Here is a 22154-nt window from a genome sequence, read left to right as displayed (position 1 = left end):
TATTTCATTCAATGGTCATTTATAACTTTTAAAAGTACTGAAAAGCCCACAAAATTAAAATTTATCCCTGAGTATTTTGAAGATTTATTTGAACGCTACGCTTTAAAAAGCCTCTTCTGAAAGAATTTATTGAGATACTTCATCAAAACTGCCTAATAAACAGGAATTTATAAAAAAATAGGCTGATGAGTATCAGAACATTTTCCGATACTCATCAGCCTATTTGCAATCATGTAAAATGCTTACTTCTTGCCTGTCAGGTCTTTAATTACCTCTACTTCATCTTGTTTGTAAGGTGTTCCGTCTGGTCTGAAAATATCATGAAACCACAGCTCTGGCTCATTTCCATTTGGCATTGGCTTATCCCAAGCATAAATGGTGTTGGTTTTACCAGCTACTAATCCCCAGTTATAGGCTGCGATGTTTTCCTTTTTCAAAATAGGCATGATGTTACTGAACAAGCTATTTCTACTTCTTGCCATGTATTCTGTACAAAGTAATGGACGCTGAGAAAGCGATTTTAGTTTTTCGATATCCTTCGTATGATTTTCAGTATCGCCATAATTATGATAAGTAGTTACGTCTGAATTTTTGATTTGGAAGTCGGATAGTTCTTTCAATTTCCAATCCCAAACACCCGCAGAAAGTGGCTGGCTTGGATTTACTTCTCTTCCCCAAACAAATGCTTTTTCTAACAATGGTAAACTTTTATTGCCATATCCAGAGTTTCCTGGTTCGTTATATAAATCCCACAATACGATTCGCTTATCGTTTTTAAAGCTTGTTAAAATATCTTTTACATAAGCTTCTAATTTTTCAATTACTTGCGGTTCTGTGAAAATCAATTCGCCCGGATCACGAACCCAACCTGAATTATGAATACCCGGTTTTGGTGCAGGCTGTTTTCCAACGCTATAGGTTGGATTCCAGCAATCATCAAATAAAACAAAAAGCGTAGAAATATGATGTTTATCTGCTATTTTCAAATACTGATTGACACGATTTTTAAAGCCTTTTGGGTCAACTTCCCAAGCCAAATGATGTAAGTAAACACGCATAGAATTCATTCCGATGCTTTCTGCATAGCCTAATTCTCTGTCGATTGTCGCAGGGTCAAAACTTTCTTCTTGCCACATTTCTAATTGGTTGATAGCAGTACTTGGGATAAAATCGCTGCCTCGCAACCAACCTTTTGTTTTGTACCAAGCATTGGCTTTTTCGACCGACCAAATTTCTCTCGCTTTCGTCTGAGCGACGATACTCTGAGCTAATAAACTGAAAGCCAATAGGCTAAGTAATGTTTTGAAGATTTTCATCCGATTAACGTTTATAATAATTATGTTGAGCGATTATTTTTCTGTTGGGATTTTGAGCGATTGATTTTCTTTTACCGGTAAACCAAAATTCGGTGTTCCATTGGCATTCCAAGTAAATTTCTGTGCTCTTGGCGAACGAAACCCACCGCAACCTTGTCCGGGTTTTGAATTAGCATGATAAAGTATCCAATCTTCTTTTCCATCTGGTGATTTAAAAAATGAATTATGTCCCGGCGCAAAAACACCATTTTCTGGCGATTGCTTAAACACTGGTTCTGCCGATTTTTTCCAACTATTCGGGTTCAGCAAATCTGCATTTACATCTGTCGTCAACATTCCTAAAGCGTAAAAGTCTGTCCAACAACCACTTGCAGAGTAAATAATAAATACTTTATCTCCATGTTTTAAAATCTGCGGTCCTTCATTCACATTTACGTGTGGCAGATTCGGGTCGTTCAAATCACCGTGTTTTTCCCAGTCGAAATCAGAACCCGATATTTTTGAACGATTTCCTTCAATCGTCCAAGCGTTTTTCATCTTAGCGATATAAATATTCTGCTGACCATTTTTATCACCTTCCCAACCCGACCAAATCATGTACAATTGTCCACGGTGCTCAAAAACATCTCCATCAATTGCCCATTTATCAGAAGGGTCAGCTACTTTTCCTTTAAAAATCCATTCGCCTTTCATTGGGTCAGCAGAGGCATTTTCTAACACATACATTCGGTGATGATTGTTGTCGCCATCATCCGCTGCAAAGTACATATACCATTTCCCTTGAATAAAATGAATTTCTGGCGCCCACAATTCTTTAGAATACATCGTTCCTTGTGGCGGTGTCCAGATGGTTTTACTTTCTGCTGTTTTAAGGTTTGCTAAGTTTTTCGTTTTCCAAAGCATCAACTTGTTTTGAGCAGTGTGCGTATAATAGTAATATCCGTCTTTATAAAAACTATAAGGATCTGCCCCAGAAGGTAACAGCGGATTAGTGAAAAAAGCTGGCGATTCTACTTGGGAAAGGCTGGATGAACAATTCCATAAAATCATAAAAAATATCCATTTGAAGTTTTTCATAGTATAATTATGAGACGATTTTTTGTTTTTGTATTTGATTATTTTAGCGAATGAGTTCATTTATAAAATAAGACGTCCTCTATAAACAATCATTTATACAATTTCTTACAAGAAGATTCATATTTTTTGACGATACAAAATGAATAATTTTAATTTGATTTTATCGTTCAAATGTTATTCAAAATGTCTCATTTTGTGTCGATATCAGTAAAAAGCCAAAGTTTTTTCTAAAAAATGACATAAAAAAAGCTTCAGAAATTCTTCTGAAGCCTTTTTCCTATTAAAAATTCGTATTACTATTTCACAGCCGTTAATTCCAACAAATCCTTATCATAGTGGAATTTCTGAACGCATTGATTATCAAAAATCATCGTCGCACCATTTTCAGCAGAGTACTTTTGCCAAGTTGGTAAACCTTTATGATTAGGATTTCCAGATTTTGCAAAATTTATCCAAGCCTGACTCATTTTATTTGAAAGCGCATAAGCCGAAGCACCACCGCCAGTCATTTCTTCGCAACGAGCAATGTTATCAAAAATGAACGGTATTTCGATACAGTGAATCGCCTTGTACATTCCATCCATTACGGGCGACTGCCAATTAAACATATACATATAAACTGGAGCAGCATCGGCTGTTGCTTTCATATTAGCTTGTTTTACAGCTCCTGGGCGGAAAGTTGTTAAATCAATATCTATCAAATCTGATGGTTTTGTGGTATTTGGATAAGCTTTTTCTACCGCTTTTAAATAAGCTTCTGTTTTATCTCCATACTTTTTCTGTAAAAATGCTTTCGCTTCATCCGTTGAAAAACTTCTAATCGCAGGATTGATCAATGAAGCCATGAATTCATTTTTAGTTGAACCAATCAACAAAGGAATATCTTTAGAAATGGCTAAACCAGCTGGGTCAACTTGTTGATAGGGCAAATAAGTACCGTCTTGACTTGGTCCCCAACCTAATCCGCCACCCACAAAAGCTTTTCCTTCTGCTTTCATCTGTACCTGCACTTTTTGTTGCGCTCTTTTGCCCGCAGCATTCAATTTTTCGTAAGATATTTTCTGTAAAGAATCTACTTGGTTCGGTTTTAAACCCAATTCTTCAAGTAAAGCAGCACTTACTCTCTGTGCATTTTCTTTTTCTAAAAAGCTAGTTCTGTAACTTCCACTTTGTACGATGGCTTTATGGAAAAGTCCTTTTGCCGAAGGCGCATACATTAAAGTTGTTACTTTCGCTCCACCACCCGATTGTCCGAAAATCGTCACATTATTTGGGTCGCCACCGAAATTAGCAATATTATCTCTCACCCAATGCAAAGCAGCTTCTAAATCCATGATGCCAACATTGGCAGAAGATTTATATTTTTCGCCATAGGCTGATAAATCGCAAAAGCCCAAAACATTCAAACGATGATTGAGTGAAACCACAACAACATCACCTTTTTTACTCAAATTTTCTCCATCATAAGAAGGTAATTCAATCGAAGAACCAGCAGTAAAACCACCACCATGTAACCAAACCATTACAGGACGTTTCTTATTATCATTAATGCCTGAAGTCCAAACATTTAAGCTTTGGCAATTTTCGTTGGTGTAACCCCAATTATGATTGAAAGCAAATTCTAATACATCATTCACCGAAGTAGTAGCGTCCATCGGACAAACGGGTCCGTAAGTCATCGAACTTCTTACATCCGACCAAGGCTTTGGTTTACTTGGAGGCATAAAACGCTCAGACTCTGCATAGGGAATCCCTTTATAAGTAAAAGTGCCTTTGTGAATATAGCCTCGTACTTTTCCAGAGCCCGTTTGCACAATCGCCGTAGAAGAATTGGCAATAATGGCATCGACTGGAACAGTACTTTTCTGACTAAAACTCGTCATGGGCGACAAACCGATGGCAGATAATAACAAGAGTGATAAAGTTTTCTTTTTCATGATAAATAGACGATTGATATAAAATTGAGTTTTGAAAGGGAAAAGCCTCTATTGTCTCACTTTGAGACTTTATAAAACAAAAGTCTGAAAAAATATTTGAATTATTCAATATTTTTTCAGACTTAATGTTAAAAAGAGAAAATTTTAAGTCAATTATCCCAATAAAGCACTTGCAGGTATGCCCAAATCTTTGTGGAGAAATTTCAAAAAGTTAACACTCATTTGTTTTTTGCCAGATAGAATTTCAGAAATTGTACTTTTACTTATCCCAAATCGCTGTGCTAATGCCGTTTGAGTAAGTCCTTGTTCTTCCATTTCATATTTCAATGCTTCAAGCGCAGTAAGCGGCTGGATTTTATAATGCTTTTGTTCATATTCATGCACAAGTAAAGACCATACTTCTAAAGCATCTCCTTCAGGAGTATTTGGTTTTGCATGAAAAATACTTGTTAGTATTTTCAAAGCAAGTTCATAGTCTTGCTCATTTTTGATTGGCTTGATTATTTCCATCATGATTATAAATTAAAATCAATTGTTCTTGCATCTATCTTGTCGTACTCTTTATGCGTGCCTACAAACTTGACAAAACATAATTGGTAATCATAATTGAAAGAAGCAATCAATCTAAACTTGTTTTTAGCGATATTAAAAACGATTCTCTCGTTCCCTACATAATCAGCTCCTTTGAAATCTGTAATTATTGATTGTGGAGTTGAGTAATTTTTCACTTCGATTTTGCCATACCAGTATCTCAATCCAATTTCAGCTTCTGGAAATTTTTCCCAAAATGTTTTCAGTGTTTTTAAGGCTATTATTCTCATAAAATGTATAATGACACAAATGTTCGCTAATCGAGAACTTTTAGCAAAGGTATATGATTTTTAAAAATTTATACGCTGTCGATTTACTATTTTACGGAAATTTTCTAAATCTTTTTTACTTCCGATAATTAAACATTATCAAAACTAAAACTATATTTGTAGCGATTAAAAACAAAAGCCAAACCATGCAAGAAATCTCGCCCATCGAGCACAACACTTTAGCAAATATTCAAACACTTGCCGAAAAAGTTGATACTTATGGTCGCAAAGGTTTGGAAGGTGCTGAGAATACCCAAAGAGCGTATCGAGCAGATTTAAAACATTTTCAAGCTTGGTGCGAAAAAAATAATTTCACGATGCTGCCAGTTTCGGCTTCGACGCTTTCGGGCTATGCTGCACACTTGGCAGATACGCACAAATGGTCAAGTATCAATCGTCGATTTGCCGCCATCAGCAAACTTCATCATCTGAACAATCTGGATACTCCGACACAAGACCGACAGTTCAGAGCCGTCATGGAAGGAATCAAAAGAATAAAAGGTATTCGACAAAAACAGGCGCCCGCTTTTAATATTAAAGAAATTAAAAATGTTTTGCGTGGCATTGAAACTGACACCAATACTTTATTGAGAAATAAAGCCATTTTATTATTGGGTTTTACGGGAGCTTTCAGACGTTCGGAATTGGTCGCTTTGAATTTGGAAGATTTGACTTTTTCAGAAGACGGACTCATCGTTTCGATGGGAAATAGCAAAACCAACCAATATGGAGATTATGAGGAAAAAGCCATTTTTTATAGTCCAGAAACAGTACTTTGTCCAGTAAGAACTTTACAAAATTGGATTACTTCTTTAAGAAGAAATGCTGGGCCATTATTTGTCAGAATCAGAAAAGGAGATTCTTTAACCGAAGAAAGGCTGAACGATAAAACTGTAAACGATTTAGTAAAAAGTTATTTAGGTGAAAAATACTCCGCTCATTCGCTCAGAGCATCTTTTATTACCATCGCCAAACTCAATGGAGCAGACGACAGCGAAGTAATGCGCCAAACTAAACATAAAACTTCCGCCATGATAATTCGCTATACTCGTTTAGAAAACATCAAACAACATAATGCTGCGATGAAACTAGGTTTATAAGCATTCATTTTAATATCTTGTTAAATAATCGGACGGATGTTCAAACTTATCTGATTTCTATTAGCTTTAACCTTTCAATCTATTTCATCATCATTCATGCAAGCTTTTACCTTTTTCGACAGAGACATCAGTTGGCTATACTTCAACGAACGAGTATTAATTGAAGCGCAACGAAGTGAAGTACCTTTATTAGAAAGAATTAAATTCCTTTCTATCTATTCTTCTAATTTGGATGAATTTTACAGAGTAAGAGTTCCTGCTTTGATGGCACTGAAAAAACTTTCAGAAAAAGAAGAGATTGGTGATGCAGACAAAAACAAAGAGATTTTAAGCCAACTTAAGGAAATTGTAAGTAGTCAACTACAAAGATTTGGACAAACCCTTTCCGAACAAATTCTTCCTGCACTTAAAGAAAATAACATTCATCTTGTTTATAATGAGGCACTTCCTGAAAGTATTTTAGCCTCAACAAGAGCATATTTTTTCACGCAAGTTCTTGCATTTTTACAACCTATTTCATTTTTAAAAAGCGATAAAGTCTGTTTTCCAGAGAATAACAAATTATATGCTTTAGTTGTGTTATCAACTGGAAATCAAGAAGATGAACAGCTCCAAATTGTCAATATTCCTTCAAACGATTTACCAAGATTTTATACTGTTTCCCAAAACGGCACTCAGTATATTGTATTTTTAGAAGATATTATCAAAGAACATCTTCACTTGGTTTATAAAAAATCAAATATTAAAGGTTTCTATACTTTTAAAATTACTCGTGATGCTGATTTGTCTTTGGAAGATGAATACAAAGGTGATTTAGTAGAAAAATTAGAAAAGCAAATTGTCAAAAGAGATTTCGGTTTTGCCACACGCTTTTTGTTTGACGCCAAAATACCCAAGAATCATTTAGAGACATTAACGAATTATCTCAACCTTAAAAAACAGAGTATTGTAGAAGGCGGAAGTTATCATAATTTGAAAGATTTCTATGCCATTCCTATCAATAATCCTGAAATGAAGTACGATAATTGGCAAGCAATTCATCATGAAATTCCTGAAAATCAGACACTTTTTGGCGAAATAAAACAACGAGATATTATTTTTCATCCGCCATATCAGTCTTATGATACCGTACTTCGCTTTTTTAATGAAGCCGCTATCGACCAAAATGTAGAAGAAATTTACGTAACACTTTATCGAGTTGCCAGCGATTCAAGAATTGTAAATGCTTTGATAAGTGCTGCTAAAAACGGCAAAAAAGTATCCGTTTTAGTAGAATTAAAAGCTCGTTTTGATGAAGAAAATAATATCAAATGGGCGAAAAAAATGAAGGCAGAAGGTGTAAAAATCATTTACAGCGTGCCTTCTTTGAAAGTTCATGCCAAAATTGCTTTGGTGAAAAAGAAAGTCGGAAAGAAAATTTCTTACTTCGGTTTACTTGCTACTGGAAACCTGAATGAAAGTACTGCTAGGTTTTATACAGACCATATTCTACTGACGGCTCACCAAGAAATGTTAGCTGAAATGGAATTGATTTTCAGGTTTTTAAGTAAAAAGAAACGTAAACCTAATATTTCGGACATCAGTAATTTCAAACATTTATTGGTTGCGCAGTTCAATTTACAGCATCAATTTATTGCTTTAATCGACCGAGAAATTGCTCATGCACAAAAAGGATTACCTGCTAAAATTACGCTCAAGATGAATAATCTTGAAGAAAAAGTACTGATTAGCAAGCTTTATGAAGCTTCAAATGCTGGCGTAAAAATTGAGTTAATCATCAGAGGAATTTGCTGTTTGATGCCAGGAGTAAAAGGCATGAGTGAAAACATTAATGTTCGAAGAATCATTGATAAATACTTGGAACATGGTAGAATTTTCATCTTTCATAACCAAGGAAATCAGGAAATTTTCATGGGTTCTTCAGATTGGATGAACAGAAATATTTATCGAAGAATTGAAGTATGCTTTCCGATTTATGATGAGAACATCAAACAAGAAATCCTTCAAATCATTGATTTACAACTACATGATACTGCTCAATCGGTTTCAATCAATAGTAAATCAAATAATGTTTTCTTTCCAAAAGCTGAAAACGCTTTGCGTTCACAAGCCGCAATTTATCATTTGTTGAATCAATAGTTTTTAAGAGTAGCTTCCAGCTTGAGTAAAACTAGAAGCTACTCTTAAAATATTACTTCTTAAAATTGAAAGCCTTCAACATTTTATCAAAAATCTGATTATTGAAGTAAATGCCCGAAAATGCCTCAGCACCAACGCCATAAGCATACACTGGAATCATTACGCCTGTATGACTTTTCGTCGTGAATTTTCCTTCAATATGTCCTTCTTTATCTGCATCAATTAATGAAAAACCGCCCGTTTCATGGTCGGCCGTAACGATAACCAAAGTATTTCCATCTTTATCGGCAAAGTCAAAAGCTTCTCCGATAGCTTTGTCAAAATCAATCATTTCGTTGATAATGTACTGAGTATCATTGGCATGTCCGCCCCAATCTATTTGCGAACCTTCAATCATCACAAAGAATCCTTTTTTATTTTGCTTCAAAATATTCAAAGCCGTTTTGGTAGATTTTAGCAATTGTTCTCCACGACCTTCCGAAATTTTCACTTGTTCTTCATCGGCCAGAAAACCCGCTAGTTTTCCTGATTTTACATTTGCTACTTCTTCAATTGTGTTCGCAATTTGGTAATTTTTAGCCTTCAAACTATCTATTAAATTTCTGCCATCTTTGCGTTTAGTAAAGTGTTTTCTGCCACCACCAATAAAAACATCAACATCGGTTTTCAAAAAATCATTGGCAATTTCTTCAACCATACTTCTTGATGGCTGATGCGCAATAAACGAAGCTGGCGTAGCATGAGTAATGGAACAAGTAGCCAATAAGCCTGTTGCTAAACCATTTTTTTCGGCAATTTCTAAAATTGTTGGTTGTGCTTTTTTCAAACTATCTACTCCGATTGAACCATTGTAAGATTTTTGCCCAATCGACAAAGCCGTTGCTCCTGCACCCGAATCCGTCACGAAATCATCTGTTGCCTGATTTTTATGAAAACCAATAAACTGACTTCTTTCGATATTCAAATGCCCTTTGTTGGCTACAATTCCTGCATAAACTTGAGCTGCACCCATACCATCGCCGATGAGTAAAATAATATTTTTAGGATGTTTTAATGTGACTTTCTTTTGTGAAAAACCTGAAAATGAAAGCATTAGAAACAAAAAACAAAGTATCTTTTTCATGAAATAAAAGGATTATGGTAGTGTTTAATGAATAGCATTCTCTTCTGAACGCTATTTAAGACTGCGATAATAAACATTTCTGCTTTCTAAAAAACAAAGCACCTAAAAACATCATAAAAGCATAATACTATTTTTACATAAAGGAAGCTTAAATGGTATTCAATTACATAAATTTCACGCACAAAAACCAACAGAATACACAAAACAAAGCCTTAACTTTAAAGGATTATCCAACATAAAAATTTATAAAAATGCTTAAACAATTTTTTCTCTGCTTATTTTTCATAGCAACCAACCTCGTTTCGTTTGGTCAATCCAACAAACATCCTGTTGATTTAGTGAATACTTTGATGGGAACTGCCTCAAAACCAAGCTTATCTGCAGGAAACACTTATCCAGCCATTGCTTTACCTTGGGGAATGAATTTCTGGATGCCACAAACTGGCAAAATGGGCGACGGCTGGGCTTATACTTATGATGCCGACAAAATCAGAGGTTTTAAACAAACTCACCAACCAAGTCCGTGGATTAATGATTACGGTCAGTTCGTCATTATGCCAACTACTGGTAAAAAAGTTTTTAAAGAAGACGACCGTGCCAGTTGGTTTTCGCACAAAGCCGAAGTAGCCAAACCACATTATTACAGTGTTTACTTAGCCGACCACGACGTTACCACTGAAATCACGCCAACGGAAAGAGCCGCAGTTTTGCGTTTTACTTTCCCAAAAACCGATAAAGCTCACATTGTAATTGATGCTTTAGACAAAGGTTCCTACATCAAAATCATTCCTAACGAAAGAAAAATCATTGGTTATACCACCAAAAATTCTGGCGGTGTTCCTGATAATTTCAAGAATTATTTCGTGATTCAATTCAATAAAGCTTTCGCCAATACAAGTACTTGGAATGGCAAAGAATTAGTTGATAATGTACTGGAAATCAAAGAAAACCACACAGGGGCAGTAATTGATTTTGCCACCGAAAAAGGCGAAAAAGTAAATGCAAAAGTGGCTTCTTCATTCATTAGTTTTGAACAAGCTGAAATCAATTTGAGAGAAATTGGACAAGATAATTTCGCCCAAGTAAAAGCAAAAGCTGAAAAAATTTGGAATACTTCATTGAATCGTTTGAAAGTAGAAGGCGGCAGCGACCAGCAAACTCGTACTTTTTACTCTTGTTTGTATCGCACAATGTTGTTTCCAAGAAAATTTTATGAACTTGACAAACAAGGAAAAGTAATTCATTATAGCCCTTACAATGGTAAAGTTTTACCCGGTTATATGTTTACTGACAATGGTTTTTGGGATACCTTCAGAGCTGTTTTTCCATTCTTTAATTTAATGTTCCCTTCGCTGAACGCACAAATTATGGAAGGTTTAGCCAATACTTATGACGAAAGTGGTTTCTTGCCAGAATGGGCAAGTCCAGGTCATCGTGACTGTATGGTGGGTTCAAATTCTGCTTCCATTATTGCCGACGCTTATCTGAAAGGAGGCAAAGGCTTCGACATCAATAAACTGTATCAAGCTTTATTGAAAAATAGTGAAAACGAAGGCCCTTTGAGTTCTGTAGGAAGATTGGGCGTAAAGTATTATAATCAATTGGGTTACGTTCCTTATGATGTAAAAATTAATGAAAATGCTGCCAGAACGTTGGAATACGCTTATGATGACTTCTGTATTTATCAATTGGCAAAAGCCCTAAAACGTCCACAAGAAGAAATTGACCGCTTTGCTAAACGTTCGCAGAACTATAAAAACTTGTTTGACCCAAGCACAAAATTAATGCGTGGCAAAAATCAGGATGGTACTTTCCAAACGCCTTTCAATCCTTTTAAATGGGGTGATGCTTTTACAGAAGGAAACAGCTGGCATTATACTTGGAGCGTTTTTCATGATGTTAACGGTCTTTCTAATTTGATGGGCGGAAGCAAAGGTTTTAGCAAAATGTTGGATTCTGTTTTTGTTGTGCCTCCTGTTTTTGATGATTCATATTATGGTTTTGTCATTCACGAAATCCGTGAAATGCAGATTATGAACATGGGAAATTACGCTCATGGAAATCAACCAATCCAACACATGATTTACTTGTACAACTACGCTGGTGAGCCGTGGAAAACCCAATATTGGATTAGAGAAGTAATGAATAAAATGTATCAGCCAACCCCAGATGGCTATTGTGGCGACGAAGATAACGGACAAACTTCGGCTTGGTATGTATTTTCGGCTTTAGGGTTTTACCCTGTTACTCCAGCCACCGACCAATATGTTTTGGGTACTCCCTTGTTTAAAAAAGTAACATTATCGCTTGAAAACGGTAAAAAAATTACGATAAATGCTCCTGCAAACAACGAGCAAAACAAGTATATTCAGACAGTAAAATTCAACGGTTTACCATATTCTAAAAACTGGTTGAGTCACCAAAAGTTAACACAAGGTGCAACGATTGATTTTAAAATGTCGCCTGCTCCTAACAAGCAAAGAGGCGTAAATGCTATAGATTTCCCTTTTTCTTACTCTAAGTAAAATCAAAAAAGCCCAAATCACGAATTGTGATTTGGGCTTTTTTTTAGAAAAATCGAATCGTTAAATCAATAATTTTTTGCTTAAAATTGCCGTAAGGTGGCATTAATAAATCTAATGCACTAACAGGTGACCATTGCTTCATCACAGCTCTGGCATTTGAAAAAGCTTTAAAACCATATTTCCCATGCGCCTTTCCAATTCCACTATTATTTGACCCACCAAAAGGCAATTCGTTATTAAAAAAATGTAAAGTATTATGATTGATAACCGTTCCACCAGCCCTTGTTTCTCGCATTATTTTACTGATTACTTCGTTTTGCTTACTGAAAATATATAAAGCTAAAGGTTTTTCATGTTGTTGAATATGCTGAATTACTTCGTTTAAATCTTGATAAACCATTAAAGGTAAAATCGGACCAAAGATTTCTTCTTGCATAATAGCACTTTTTAGATTGACGTTCGATAAAACTGTTGGAGCGATAAATCGCTCTTCTTCATTCATTTCCCCTCCTATTTCTAACACTGCTCCATCCAAAATTGCATCTTGTAAATATTGTTTCAGGCGATTAAAATGCGCTTGATTAACAATCCGACTGTAGTCTTTCGATAGCGCTGGTTCTTCGCCATAAAACCCGATAATTTGCACTTTCAACAATGATAAGAATTCCTCTTTTACTTTTTCATGAACATATAAATAATCTGGCGCAATACATACTTGTCCATTATTCAAGAATTTAGCCCATGCTATTCTCTTCGCTGCTTTGCTTAAACCGGCAGATTCATCTATAATCACAGGCGATTTTCCGCCTAATTCTAAAGTAACCGAACAAAGATTTTCGGCTGCTGCTTTCATTACTTTTTTACCCAAAGCAGGGCTTCCTGTAAAGAAAATATGGTTAAAAGGCAATTGCGTGAGATACGCTGCTATTGATGAATCTCCTTCAAAAACCGCTACTTCGTTTACTGGAAATATTTCTGCCAACATTTTCTTCATCAAAGCGGTAGAATTTGGCGTATGTTCTGATGGTTTTATCATCACACAATTACCCGCAGCGATGGCAGAAATCAATGGACCAAAAGTTAAATTAAACGGGAAATTCCAAGGAGAAATAATCAAGACGACGCCTTTCGGTTCGTATTGAATGTAAGATGAAGTACCCAAAAGCGTAATCGGACTAGCCACATAATGAGGTTTCATCCAAGCATTTAAGTGTTTTATCGCATGATTTATTTCGTTGGTTACAGTATAAATTTCGGTTAAATCTACTTCCGCTGGCGCTTTTTTGAAATCTTCAAACATCGCTTTTTGAATATCTTTTCTATATTGAAGTATCAAATTGAGTAAATTTTTCAATTTGGTTTTCCTTTCAAAAACATCGGTATTCCCAATGTTGTATTGATTTTTCAATTGTTCGGAAAAGATTGTATCAATCGTTTTTTCCCATTCTTTTTTTATCATCATTAATAAATTATTAGCAAACAGAAACCTGAGTGATATTAAACCATAACCTTAATAACTTTAGGTTAAATTTTTAGCAACATGCTGAAAGTAAACTCTTATTCGTCCAAAAAATCATAATCCAAAATATCAAATAGGAAAGTAACAATATTATATCAATATATTTATATTTGAAAAGTAAGTAAATGTGGATAGCAGTATTCTTTATATAAGTGCAAAATTTTTGATGTCCCCCTTTTTTGTAGAATCTGATTTGGAGGGTTTAAAAGCACAAAAACATTTGTTTGGCAAGGTAATTGATATTAACTTTAAGAGAGAATATTGAAATAATAACATTTTTTATATTATTGTGTTTCAATCATTTTTTTTTACGATATTTATTTAACTATTGATTTCAAATTGATTACTATTGTATAAAATAAACTAATACAAAAATGACTTCCTTTTGTCTATTAACGATAGAAGAACCCCTAAGTAATTGTACTCTCGTTTATTTTCGCAGTAAAGCTAAAAACTCAAGAACTAAGAATAATGAGCAACAGTAAATTGAAACTGCTAATCGTTGATGATGAAGCAAGTACTAGAAAAGTATTAGAGCACTTCTTGAACAAAGAATTTGATGTAACTGTCAAAAATGATGGAATGGAAGGAATGAACTGGTTAGATGCTGGAAACGATACAGATTTTATTATTGCTGACCTTAATATGCCCAATTTGGATGGGAAGGAATTTGTAAAAGTTGTTCGTGCAAGTAATTTATTCAGTAATTTACCTATCATTATTCTTTCTGGAACAGATGAAAGTAAAGAAAGAATAGAGTGCTTGAACCTTGGTGCTGACGATTTTATGTTAAAACCGTTTAATCCGATGGAGGTACACGCCAAAGTAAAAGCTATTTTACGCCGAGTAAAATAAGTAACGCCATTAACCATTTTATGAAAATTATTTAAAGGTTTACTCATCATCTGCTATCTCAAAGCTTGACAAAAAAGCAGTATCAATTATCGTGTAAGTCTTGATATAGAATTATAAAAATCACTAAAATATGAGTAGTATCCCACAGACTATATCATCACCAAAGGATGATTTTCCTATCAAAGTAATTCTGGTTGAAGATGAAGATTTTGTTGTGGTCAATTTTTTGAAAAAATTCGGTCAAAAGCTTCATATCAAGGTTCTCAATAACGCCGACGAATGTTTGGAGTTTGTTAAAAATACCTATCCCCCCGATGCCATCATTATTGCAAGAAATCTTGGTGGGCTCAAGTTTTTAGAAACTATCCGAAAAGATAATTGGACGAAGAGTTTACCTGTAATTCTTACCAGCGACCACGTTACGCCTGGTCTTATCAAAGAAGTCATTGAGAAAAAAGGCGATGATATTTATCCAAAAGACTTCAGTAATGGCGATTTAGTAACTCGTTTAGAGTATTTCATCAAACGTCGCCACTATGTAGCTTCTCAGCAAACAAAGTCTAATATTTTAGAAGTAAAAATACCTTTTTGGAAACGTTTTATTGACGTTGCCTCAACAGGTTTTGCTTTGTTGTTACTCTCTCCGCTACTTATTGTTATTTCCATCCTTATCAAATTAGATTCAAAAGGTCCTATCGTTTACAAATCTAAACGTGTTGGAGCTGGCTATAAAATCTTTGAAATTTATAAATTCAGAACCATGCGTACTGATGCAGATCAGTTGATTAAAAACATGGAATCGCTGAATATGTACACAAAAGGTGCTACTGAAAAGAAAAAAGATGGACTTTGTGATGAATGTGCTATCATTGGTGCTTGTCAGCAAAAACTCTATCTTGATGGAGAAGAAACTTGTGAAAAAATTTACTTAAACAAAAAGAAAGAAAAAGTAGCTTTCATGAAGTTCCAAAATGACCCACGTATTACCAAATTGGGTCGTTTCTTGAGAAATAGTAGTATCGACGAATTACCTCAGTTGTTTAATATTTTCTTAGGTGATATGTCATTGATTGGAAACAGACCTTTGCCTTTGTACGAAGCTGAAAAATTAACGACTGACGATTATATTGAACGTTTTGCTGGTCCTGGTGGGCTTACTGGTCTTTGGCAAGTAACCAAAAGAGGTAAAGGCAAAAAGGATATGACAGAACAAGAAAGAATTGAATTAGACATTGAGTATGCTCGTAATTTTTCTTTCAAATATGATTTAAAGATTTTCTTTATGACATTTCCTGCGTTGTTACAATCAGAGAATGTTTAGAAAAATCAAACCAAAAGACCCGCTAAGCATCGTATCTTCAATACTTTGCAAAACATCAAACTATGAAACTGCTATTTGAACTATGCTTTTGGATTTGTATAGGGCTCGTTTTCTATACTTATATTGGCTACGGAATCGTTGCTTGGTTTTTTGTAAAAATCAGAAAAGCACTTGGACTTACCTTCAAGAAATATAACGACCCATATTACTTACCAAAAGTAACCTTAGTAGTTCCTGCTTACAATGAAATGTCTTGTATTGAAGCAAAAGTAAAAAATACTTTTGGTTTAGATTATCCTTCCGAAAAATTTGAAGTACTCTTCGTTACCGAAGGTTCAAATGATGGCACTTCAGAATACATAGAATCCCTTCAAAATCAATACTCAAACCTGAGAATGATTGGCGGAGATACTCGTAGAGGTAAAATTGAAGCGATGAATATGGCCATGAAAACCATCAATACGCCCATCGTAATTTTTACAGATGCCAATACTACGTTAAATCAACTTGTCATCAAAAATATTGTAAGGCATTTTCAAGACCCTGTTGTTGGTGCAGTTGCTGGTGAAAAACGCATTCAAACAGAAGGCTCAGAAGCCGCTGCCGGTGCTGGCGAAGGTTTGTATTGGAAATACGAATCTTTCCTTAAAAAGCTAGACACAGAGCTTTATTCAGTAGTTGGCGCAGCAGGCGAGTTATTTGCTGTAAGAACCAATTTATTTGAACATGTTGAAAAAGACACACTACTTGATGATTTCATCATTTCTTTACGCATTGCCGCCAACGGTTTCAGAGTAATTTATGAACCAGATGCCTATGCTAGTGAAAGACCATCTTTCTCCATTCAAGATGAAATGAAGCGTAAAATCAGGATTGCAGCTGGCGGTTTCCAAGCCATTGCTCGTCTTGGTTTTCTTTGGAATATTTTCAAATATGGTTTGCTTTCTTTTCAGTATGTTTCACATCGTGCCATGCGTTGGGCGGTTGCACCATTTTGCCTTCCTCTTTTAGTATTAATTAACGCTATTATACTTTTTACAGGCGCTGAATTATTAGATATTTTTAGTTATCATCTTTTGATGATTGCTCAAATTGCCTTTTATATTTTAGCTTTACTTGGCTATTATCTTGAAAATAAGAAAATTAGAGTAAAAATACTTTTTGTTCCTTTTTACTTCTCTTTCATGAATTATTGCGCCATTAAAGGTTATTTCAGATATAAAAACGGATTAACTTCTGGGATTTGGGAAAAAGTAAAAAGAGCAGAATAAATTCCTTTCGATATTCATACAATTATTGCTCGAAAATAGATTTACTATTTCATAAATTGAAAAGACTATGATTAATTTTTCTTTACCAACTTGGGTAACACAAATACTAAGCAAACCACTACGCATTAGCGAATACTCAGCTGCTGAAGTTGAAGAACTTAAGAAAAAATTATCTATATTTTCTAATGAAAACCCTGTCGTTTCAGTAGTAATTCCTGCTTGGAATGAAGAGGAAGGAATTTTACATACACTCATTTCACTTGCCAATACCAATACCAAATATCCTGTTGAATTATTAGTTATTGATAATAATTCAACGGATGGAACAGCCGATTTATTAAAAAAATTAGGCGTAAAAACCATTTTAGAAACCAAACAAGGTGTTGGTCATGCAAGAACAAATGGTTTGCATTCTGCCAAAGGAACTTACATTCTTACGGGTGATAGCGACACGCTATATCCAGCAGGTTGGATTACAGCGATGACAGATACTTTGGTAAATGGTGCCAATATTCCTGTTTATTGCGTACATGGTAGTTACTCTTTTTTACCCGCTCCAAATACTCCACGTTGGCAATATGGCTTGTATGAAGTAATGAGTAGTTATGTTATCAAGAAGAAAGAAAAAACTCAGCCTTTTTTAAATGTTTTAGGTTACAATAGTGGCTTTATTCGCCAAAAAGGAATTGATGTAAACGGTTATGATATTGCTGTTCAAAGAACTTTTCGTGGTATTGCTGGTGATGATGCTGGACATGCTGCTGAAGACGGAATGATGGCATTAAGACTACAAGAAGCAGGCGGAAAAATTGCGGCAGTCGATGGTGATGATGGAAGAGTTTGGACGAGTGATCGTAGAATTCAAATAGATGGTGGACTGAAAAAAGCCCTTATTTTCCGTTTGAAAAAATACCTTTTTAAATAAAATTTAGACATAAATTAACTTAGTAAAAAAACAATGTTGCTTTCTGAGATATATCATTGATATATTTTCATAATTCATCACTCATAATTATTCCTTATGTCTATCGTTCAAACCATAAAATCCAGTCCCACTTTAAAAAAGTTTGTTCATTGGTGCTTGATTCCAAAATATCAAGCTCGTCCTAGGCTTTGGGTGAAGTGGTTTATCAATCCTTTTTTTCATAAAAAAGGGAAAGGTTCTGTTATTTGTCGAAGAACAAGAGTAGATGTATTGCCTTTTCAGCCCTTTTCTTTAGGTGATTTCAGTACTGTTGAAGATTTTGCCACCATCAATAATGGTGTTGGTCCAGTTTATATCGGAAATAATTCAAGAGTTGGTATTGGCAATGTAATCATTGGCCCAGTAACAGTTGGAAACAATGTTATTTTCGCCCAAAACATCGTAATGAGTGGACTTAATCACGTTTATACAGATGTAACAAAACCCATTCATTTACAGCCCGTTACTACAGCAACAATTACTATTGAAGACGATTGTTGGATTGGCGCAAATGCAGTTATTACCGCTGGAGTAACCATCGGTAAACATAGTGTAATTGCAGGCGGAGCTGTTGTCACCAAAAACATTCCTCCTTTTAGTGTTGCAGTGGGAAATCCTGCCAGAGTAATTAAACAATATAATTCCGCAACCCAACAATGGGAAAAAGTAAGTTGAAAAAGTAAAAGACTGATATGACAAATCATCTACCTAAAGTTTCTATAATTACTATCAATTTTAACGGTACAGCTGTTACCGCCGATTTGTTACGTTCACTAGAAAAAATCACTTACCCTTCTATTGAAGTAATTGTTGTTGATAATAGTAATAAAGAATTAGGTCATCAACTACCTATAGATTTCCCTTGGATAAAATACATTGAAACTGGTGAAAATCTTGGTTTTGCTGGTGGTAATAATCGGGGTATTGAAGCGGCAACAGGTGAATATCTTTTTTTACTTAATAATGATACAGAAGTTGATCCTGGTTTCTTAGAACCACTTATTGCTAGATTCCAAACAGATTCTAAAATCGGAGTCGTCTGTCCTAAAATTTTATACTTCGACGAACCTGATACTATTCAGTTTGCAGGTTTTTCTCCTATTAATCCTATCACTGGACGAGGTTTTTCTATCGGATATTTAGAAAAAGATAAAGGTCAACACGACAAAGCCATGCCTACTTCTAGGGCTCATGGAGCAGCAATGCTTTTTTCGAGAACAGCTTTCGATAAAGTTGGTTTTATGGCTGTTTTATTCTTTTTGTATTATGAAGAAATGGATTATTGTGAAAGATTTGTAAGGGCTGGCTATTCAATTTGGTATGAACCAGCAAGTAAGATTTGGCATAAAGAGTCCATCAGTACAGGAAAAGGCTCAACATTAAAAACTTATTATTATAGCCGAAATCGTTTACTTTATTTAAGACGAAATACATTTGGCCCGCAACGGATATTAATGTTTTTGTATTATTTCTTAGTAGCTGTTCCTAAAAATTTACTTGGATACGTCTCAAAAGGTGATTGGGAACATTTAAAAGCATTCTGGAAAGGCTTAATTTGGAACTTTAGTAATACTTCAAAAGACATTTACGATAAATAAGTTTTACGGAATTACATTCTATAAAACAAAAATCAAAAAATCATTAGGCAAATGCGAATAGGAATAGAAGCACAAAGAATTTTTCGTAAGAAAAAACATGGAATGGACATTGTTGTCCTTGAAGTACTACGTGAGCTTCAAAAAATGAATACTTCTGATGAATACTTCGTTTATGCACAGCCTGATGCTGATATGACTGCACTTCAGCCAAGTGATAACATGAAGCTACAAATTTCAAAAGCCGCTTCATACCCAGTTTGGGAACAAAAAATCCTTCCAGAATCATACAAAAATGATAAAGTAGATTTACTTCATTGTACAAGTAATACCGCTCCTATTTCCACTAAAATTCCTTTAGTTGTAACAATTCATGACATAATTTATTTAGAAAAATGGATGATTACCGAAGGAACATATTACCAACGTTTCGGAAATTTATATCGTCGTTGGAATGTACCAAAAATTGCTAGAAAAGCAGAAATGATAATTACTGTTAGCGATTATGAAAGAGAACGTATTATTGAAGGGTTAAAAATTCCTGAAAATCGTGTAAAAACAGTTTATAATGCCTGTGGTAAACATTTTACTCCTGATGCAACACCACAAGAATTAAAAGCTTTCAAAGAAAAGATGAACTTGCCAGATAAATTCATCTTGTTTTTAGGTAATACAGACCCAAAGAAAAATCTTCCAAATGTATTAAAATCAATAGGAATACTTCATCAACGTGGTCAGCTTGACTTTACATTAGTAATGCCAGACTTTGGGAAGGAACATTTACTTTCTATTCTGAAAGCTCAAAACAATGAGCATTTGATGAACAATATAATGTTGACAGGTTATATTCCTAACCAAGAACTTCCAAATCTTTATAGGTTAGCTCAATTATTTTTATACCCTTCCTTACGAGAAAGTTTTGGCATTCCAATTCTTGAAGCAATGGGTTGTGGAATTCCCGTTATTACAAGTAATACTTCTGCTATGCCTGAAGTTGCAGGAAGAGATGCGATATTAATAGACCCCACTCAACCTGAAGAAATTGCCCAAATGATTGTTTCTGTATTAAACAACACAGCATTAAGAGCTAAAACAATTGCTTATGGCATTGAAAGAGCATCTCAATTTTCGTGGGAAAAAACAGCCAATCAAGTGTTAGATATATACAGAGATATTTTAAATAGATAACTATTTGATTTTTAAGCAATAGTCAAATAATGAATATATTGAAAATAAACGCCAATAAAAGCAAATTCCAATGAAGCCATTAAATATAGTTGTTGCTAGTGATAATCATTATATCATCTTATTGGCAGCTCTCATAAAATCAATTGAAGCAAATCTTTCAGAAGGTCATACTATTACCATTTATATTATTGAAGATAATGTTAGTAGTAATAATAAATTGAAACTTCAAAAGTCAATTGATACCAACATTACTACGCTCGTTTGGAAAGAAATGAATAGCGTAATTCCTGAAGGAATGAAGTTGCCATTAGATAGAAGTTCTTATCCTTTAAATATTTATATGCGTCTTTTCATCCCATATTTCATTCCAGAAGAAATAGAAAGAGTATTATATTTAGATGTTGATATGATTGTATTAAAAGATGTTGCTACCTTATTTGAAAATGACCTTGAAAAACATGTAATTGCCTCAGTATTAGACCCTAGAATTATTACATTTGATAATAGTTGGGGAGGAGTCTTAAATCACGATGAGTTAGGTTTGTCTGGAAAGACTCGCTATTTTAATACAGGTTTGATTTTAATGAATACTAAAAAGTGGAGAGAGTTAAGCATAACAGAAAAAATCATTGACTGCATTGATAATAATAAGAAATTTGCAAACTACCCAGATCAGTATGGATTAAATGTAATTTTAGCCAATCAATGGCTAGAGTTAAGTCCTCTTTGGAATCATTTTTCGACGATTTCTCCCAATGAAACACCTTATTTAATACATTTTGTAGAAAGAAAACCCATTTATAAAGCCTACAATTATAGCGAAGAATTCAAGAAAATTTTCTATTTCTATTTAAAACAAACAGAATGGAAGAATTTTAAAGCAATTGGAGAATCTCAGAGATACATAAAGAAAATAAAAAATATACTAAATAAGTTTAAGCCATCTTGGTTATAGCCAAATAAACATGAGTCATCCCGAATTTTTCTTTGGAATAATGAGTTTTAGAGAATTTTAATGTATTATCATTTAGTCCTTACTTTTCTTTCCTTGATGAAAGAAAAGTAACCGCAGCGGCGGACCGCAAAAGAAAATCAAGAATTCCTAAACTCGCTTCGCTCAAACAGTAGGAATTCATTGCTAATCAATCACAAAAAAGAGGTCAAAAAACTAATTTTGACCTCTTTTTTGTGATTTTAAAATTCGGGATGACTCATGTTTATTTTACTTTCCCAATATCTTCAAACGCAAAAAAGGTTCTTGATATTACTATCAAGAACCTTTTTTAATATTTTTGGGGTTTATTTACTTTCCCGCATATGATTGCAGTATCATCAACGGAACTGGGCTTAACTTCTCTGTTCGA

At 34.5% G+C, this 22154-nt stretch carries 18 protein-coding genes; 11 read left to right on the top strand and 7 right to left on the bottom strand.

Annotation, left to right across the window (positions count from 1 at the left end; all coding sequences use genetic code 11):
- Positions 1 to 242 precede the first annotated feature (242 nt).
- From VB798_RS24035 to VB798_RS24015, 5 genes are all read right to left on the bottom strand, one after another.
- Positions 243 to 1316 carry a glycoside hydrolase family 2 TIM barrel-domain containing protein gene (locus VB798_RS24035; RefSeq protein WP_323689784.1) on the bottom strand — a complete coding sequence of 358 codons (1074 nt, stop codon included), beginning with the start codon at positions 1314 to 1316 and terminating at the stop codon, positions 243 to 245.
- Between the two features lie 33 nt (positions 1317 to 1349).
- Positions 1350 to 2366 (bottom strand): glycoside hydrolase family 43 protein, encoded by a 1017-nt coding sequence (locus VB798_RS24030; RefSeq protein WP_323689783.1) that lies wholly within the window; start codon positions 2364 to 2366, stop codon positions 1350 to 1352.
- Positions 2367 to 2689: 323 nt separating this feature from the next.
- Positions 2690 to 4330, bottom strand: coding sequence for a carboxylesterase/lipase family protein (locus VB798_RS24025; RefSeq protein ID WP_323689782.1), 1641 nt, complete (start codon positions 4328 to 4330; stop codon positions 2690 to 2692).
- A gap of 153 nt (positions 4331 to 4483) precedes the next feature.
- A complete protein-coding gene (locus tag VB798_RS24020) occupies positions 4484 to 4843 on the bottom strand; it encodes a helix-turn-helix domain-containing protein (protein ID WP_323689781.1) in 360 nt (119 codons plus the stop codon).
- Positions 4844 to 4845: 2 nt separating this feature from the next.
- Complete coding sequence (locus VB798_RS24015) at positions 4846 to 5151, bottom strand: type II toxin-antitoxin system HigB family toxin (protein ID WP_323689780.1); 306 nt, start codon at positions 5149 to 5151, stop codon at positions 4846 to 4848.
- A 185-nt stretch (positions 5152 to 5336) separates the two neighbouring features.
- On the opposite strand from VB798_RS24015, the gene VB798_RS24010 reads away from it, so the two are divergent.
- Positions 5337 to 6290: a site-specific integrase gene (locus VB798_RS24010; protein WP_323689779.1), complete on the top strand. Its 954-nt coding sequence runs from the start codon at positions 5337 to 5339 to the stop codon at positions 6288 to 6290.
- Between the two features lie 96 nt (positions 6291 to 6386).
- The gene (ppk1, locus tag VB798_RS24005) at positions 6387 to 8429 is read left to right on the top strand and encodes a polyphosphate kinase 1 (protein WP_323689778.1); all 2043 of its coding nucleotides are present in this window, start codon (positions 6387 to 6389) and stop codon (positions 8427 to 8429) included.
- Positions 8430 to 8481: 52 nt separating this feature from the next.
- On the opposite strand, the gene VB798_RS24000 is transcribed toward ppk1, so the two are convergent.
- Positions 8482 to 9552 (bottom strand): alkaline phosphatase, encoded by a 1071-nt coding sequence (locus VB798_RS24000; protein WP_323689777.1) that lies wholly within the window; start codon positions 9550 to 9552, stop codon positions 8482 to 8484.
- Between the two features lie 251 nt (positions 9553 to 9803).
- Between VB798_RS24000 and VB798_RS23995 the strand changes: the two genes are divergently transcribed.
- Positions 9804 to 12077 (top strand): GH92 family glycosyl hydrolase, encoded by a 2274-nt coding sequence (locus VB798_RS23995; RefSeq protein ID WP_323689776.1) that lies wholly within the window; start codon positions 9804 to 9806, stop codon positions 12075 to 12077.
- 43 nt (positions 12078 to 12120) lie between these two features.
- Here VB798_RS23995 and VB798_RS23990 read toward each other — a convergent pair whose 3' ends face one another.
- Complete coding sequence (locus tag VB798_RS23990) at positions 12121 to 13539, bottom strand: aldehyde dehydrogenase family protein (RefSeq protein ID WP_323689775.1); 1419 nt, start codon at positions 13537 to 13539, stop codon at positions 12121 to 12123.
- Positions 13540 to 14067: 528 nt separating this feature from the next.
- Between VB798_RS23990 and VB798_RS23985 the strand changes: the two genes are divergently transcribed.
- From VB798_RS23985 to VB798_RS23950, 8 genes are all read left to right on the top strand, one after another.
- Positions 14068 to 14451 carry a response regulator transcription factor gene (locus tag VB798_RS23985; RefSeq protein WP_184134146.1) on the top strand — a complete coding sequence of 128 codons (384 nt, stop codon included), beginning with the start codon at positions 14068 to 14070 and terminating at the stop codon, positions 14449 to 14451.
- 130 nt (positions 14452 to 14581) lie between these two features.
- Positions 14582 to 15772 carry a sugar transferase gene (locus VB798_RS23980; protein WP_323689774.1) on the top strand — a complete coding sequence of 397 codons (1191 nt, stop codon included), beginning with the start codon at positions 14582 to 14584 and terminating at the stop codon, positions 15770 to 15772.
- A 62-nt stretch (positions 15773 to 15834) separates the two neighbouring features.
- Positions 15835 to 17043 carry a glycosyltransferase family 2 protein gene (locus VB798_RS23975; RefSeq protein WP_323689773.1) on the top strand — a complete coding sequence of 403 codons (1209 nt, stop codon included), beginning with the start codon at positions 15835 to 15837 and terminating at the stop codon, positions 17041 to 17043.
- 67 nt (positions 17044 to 17110) lie between these two features.
- Positions 17111 to 17968 (top strand): glycosyltransferase family 2 protein, encoded by an 858-nt coding sequence (locus VB798_RS23970; RefSeq protein WP_323689772.1) that lies wholly within the window; start codon positions 17111 to 17113, stop codon positions 17966 to 17968.
- 96 nt (positions 17969 to 18064) lie between these two features.
- Complete coding sequence (locus tag VB798_RS23965) at positions 18065 to 18682, top strand: acyltransferase (RefSeq protein ID WP_323689771.1); 618 nt, start codon at positions 18065 to 18067, stop codon at positions 18680 to 18682.
- A 17-nt stretch (positions 18683 to 18699) separates the two neighbouring features.
- Positions 18700 to 19605, top strand: a complete 906-nt coding sequence (locus tag VB798_RS23960) for a glycosyltransferase family 2 protein (RefSeq protein ID WP_323689770.1) — start codon at positions 18700 to 18702, stop codon at positions 19603 to 19605.
- Positions 19606 to 19656: 51 nt separating this feature from the next.
- Positions 19657 to 20790, top strand: a complete 1134-nt coding sequence (locus VB798_RS23955; RefSeq protein WP_323689769.1) for a glycosyltransferase family 4 protein — start codon at positions 19657 to 19659, stop codon at positions 20788 to 20790.
- A gap of 70 nt (positions 20791 to 20860) precedes the next feature.
- Positions 20861 to 21745, top strand: a complete 885-nt coding sequence (locus tag VB798_RS23950; RefSeq protein WP_323689768.1) for a glycosyltransferase family 8 protein — start codon at positions 20861 to 20863, stop codon at positions 21743 to 21745.
- Positions 21746 to 22154 lie beyond the last annotated feature (409 nt).

The sequence above is a fragment of the Arcicella lustrica genome (assembly GCF_034930985.1).
Classification (GTDB): domain Bacteria; phylum Bacteroidota; class Bacteroidia; order Cytophagales; family Spirosomataceae; genus Arcicella; species Arcicella lustrica.
The sequence above is the reverse complement of the archived record's forward strand: the minus strand, read 5'-3'. Positions and strand labels throughout refer to the sequence as shown.

Bases quoted from the DNA above. Each gene is read 5' to 3' on its own strand.
- VB798_RS24035 (WP_323689784.1), bottom strand. From the start codon at position 1,316: ATGAAAATCTTCAAAACATTACTTAGCCTATTGGCTTTCAGTTTATTA.
- VB798_RS24030 (WP_323689783.1), bottom strand. From the start codon at position 2,366: ATGATTTTATGGAATTGTTCATCCAGCCTTTCCCAAGTAGAATCGCCA.
- VB798_RS24025 (WP_323689782.1), bottom strand. From the start codon at position 4,330: ATGAAAAAGAAAACTTTATCACTCTTGTTATTATCTGCCATCGGTTTG.
- VB798_RS24020 (WP_323689781.1), bottom strand. From the start codon at position 4,843: ATGATGGAAATAATCAAGCCAATCAAAAATGAGCAAGACTATGAACTT.
- VB798_RS24015 (WP_323689780.1), bottom strand. From the start codon at position 5,151: ATGAGAATAATAGCCTTAAAAACACTGAAAACATTTTGGGAAAAATTT.
- VB798_RS24010 (WP_323689779.1), top strand. From the start codon at position 5,337: ATGCAAGAAATCTCGCCCATCGAGCACAACACTTTAGCAAATATTCAA.
- ppk1 (WP_323689778.1), top strand. From the start codon at position 6,387: ATGCAAGCTTTTACCTTTTTCGACAGAGACATCAGTTGGCTATACTTC.
- VB798_RS24000 (WP_323689777.1), bottom strand. From the start codon at position 9,552: ATGAAAAAGATACTTTGTTTTTTGTTTCTAATGCTTTCATTTTCAGGT.
- VB798_RS23995 (WP_323689776.1), top strand. From the start codon at position 9,804: ATGCTTAAACAATTTTTTCTCTGCTTATTTTTCATAGCAACCAACCTC.
- VB798_RS23990 (WP_323689775.1), bottom strand. From the start codon at position 13,539: ATGATGATAAAAAAAGAATGGGAAAAAACGATTGATACAATCTTTTCC.
- VB798_RS23985 (WP_184134146.1), top strand. From the start codon at position 14,068: ATGAGCAACAGTAAATTGAAACTGCTAATCGTTGATGATGAAGCAAGT.
- VB798_RS23980 (WP_323689774.1), top strand. From the start codon at position 14,582: ATGAGTAGTATCCCACAGACTATATCATCACCAAAGGATGATTTTCCT.
- VB798_RS23975 (WP_323689773.1), top strand. From the start codon at position 15,835: ATGAAACTGCTATTTGAACTATGCTTTTGGATTTGTATAGGGCTCGTT.
- VB798_RS23970 (WP_323689772.1), top strand. From the start codon at position 17,111: ATGATTAATTTTTCTTTACCAACTTGGGTAACACAAATACTAAGCAAA.
- VB798_RS23965 (WP_323689771.1), top strand. From the start codon at position 18,065: ATGTCTATCGTTCAAACCATAAAATCCAGTCCCACTTTAAAAAAGTTT.
- VB798_RS23960 (WP_323689770.1), top strand. From the start codon at position 18,700: ATGACAAATCATCTACCTAAAGTTTCTATAATTACTATCAATTTTAAC.
- VB798_RS23955 (WP_323689769.1), top strand. From the start codon at position 19,657: ATGCGAATAGGAATAGAAGCACAAAGAATTTTTCGTAAGAAAAAACAT.
- VB798_RS23950 (WP_323689768.1), top strand. From the start codon at position 20,861: ATGAAGCCATTAAATATAGTTGTTGCTAGTGATAATCATTATATCATC.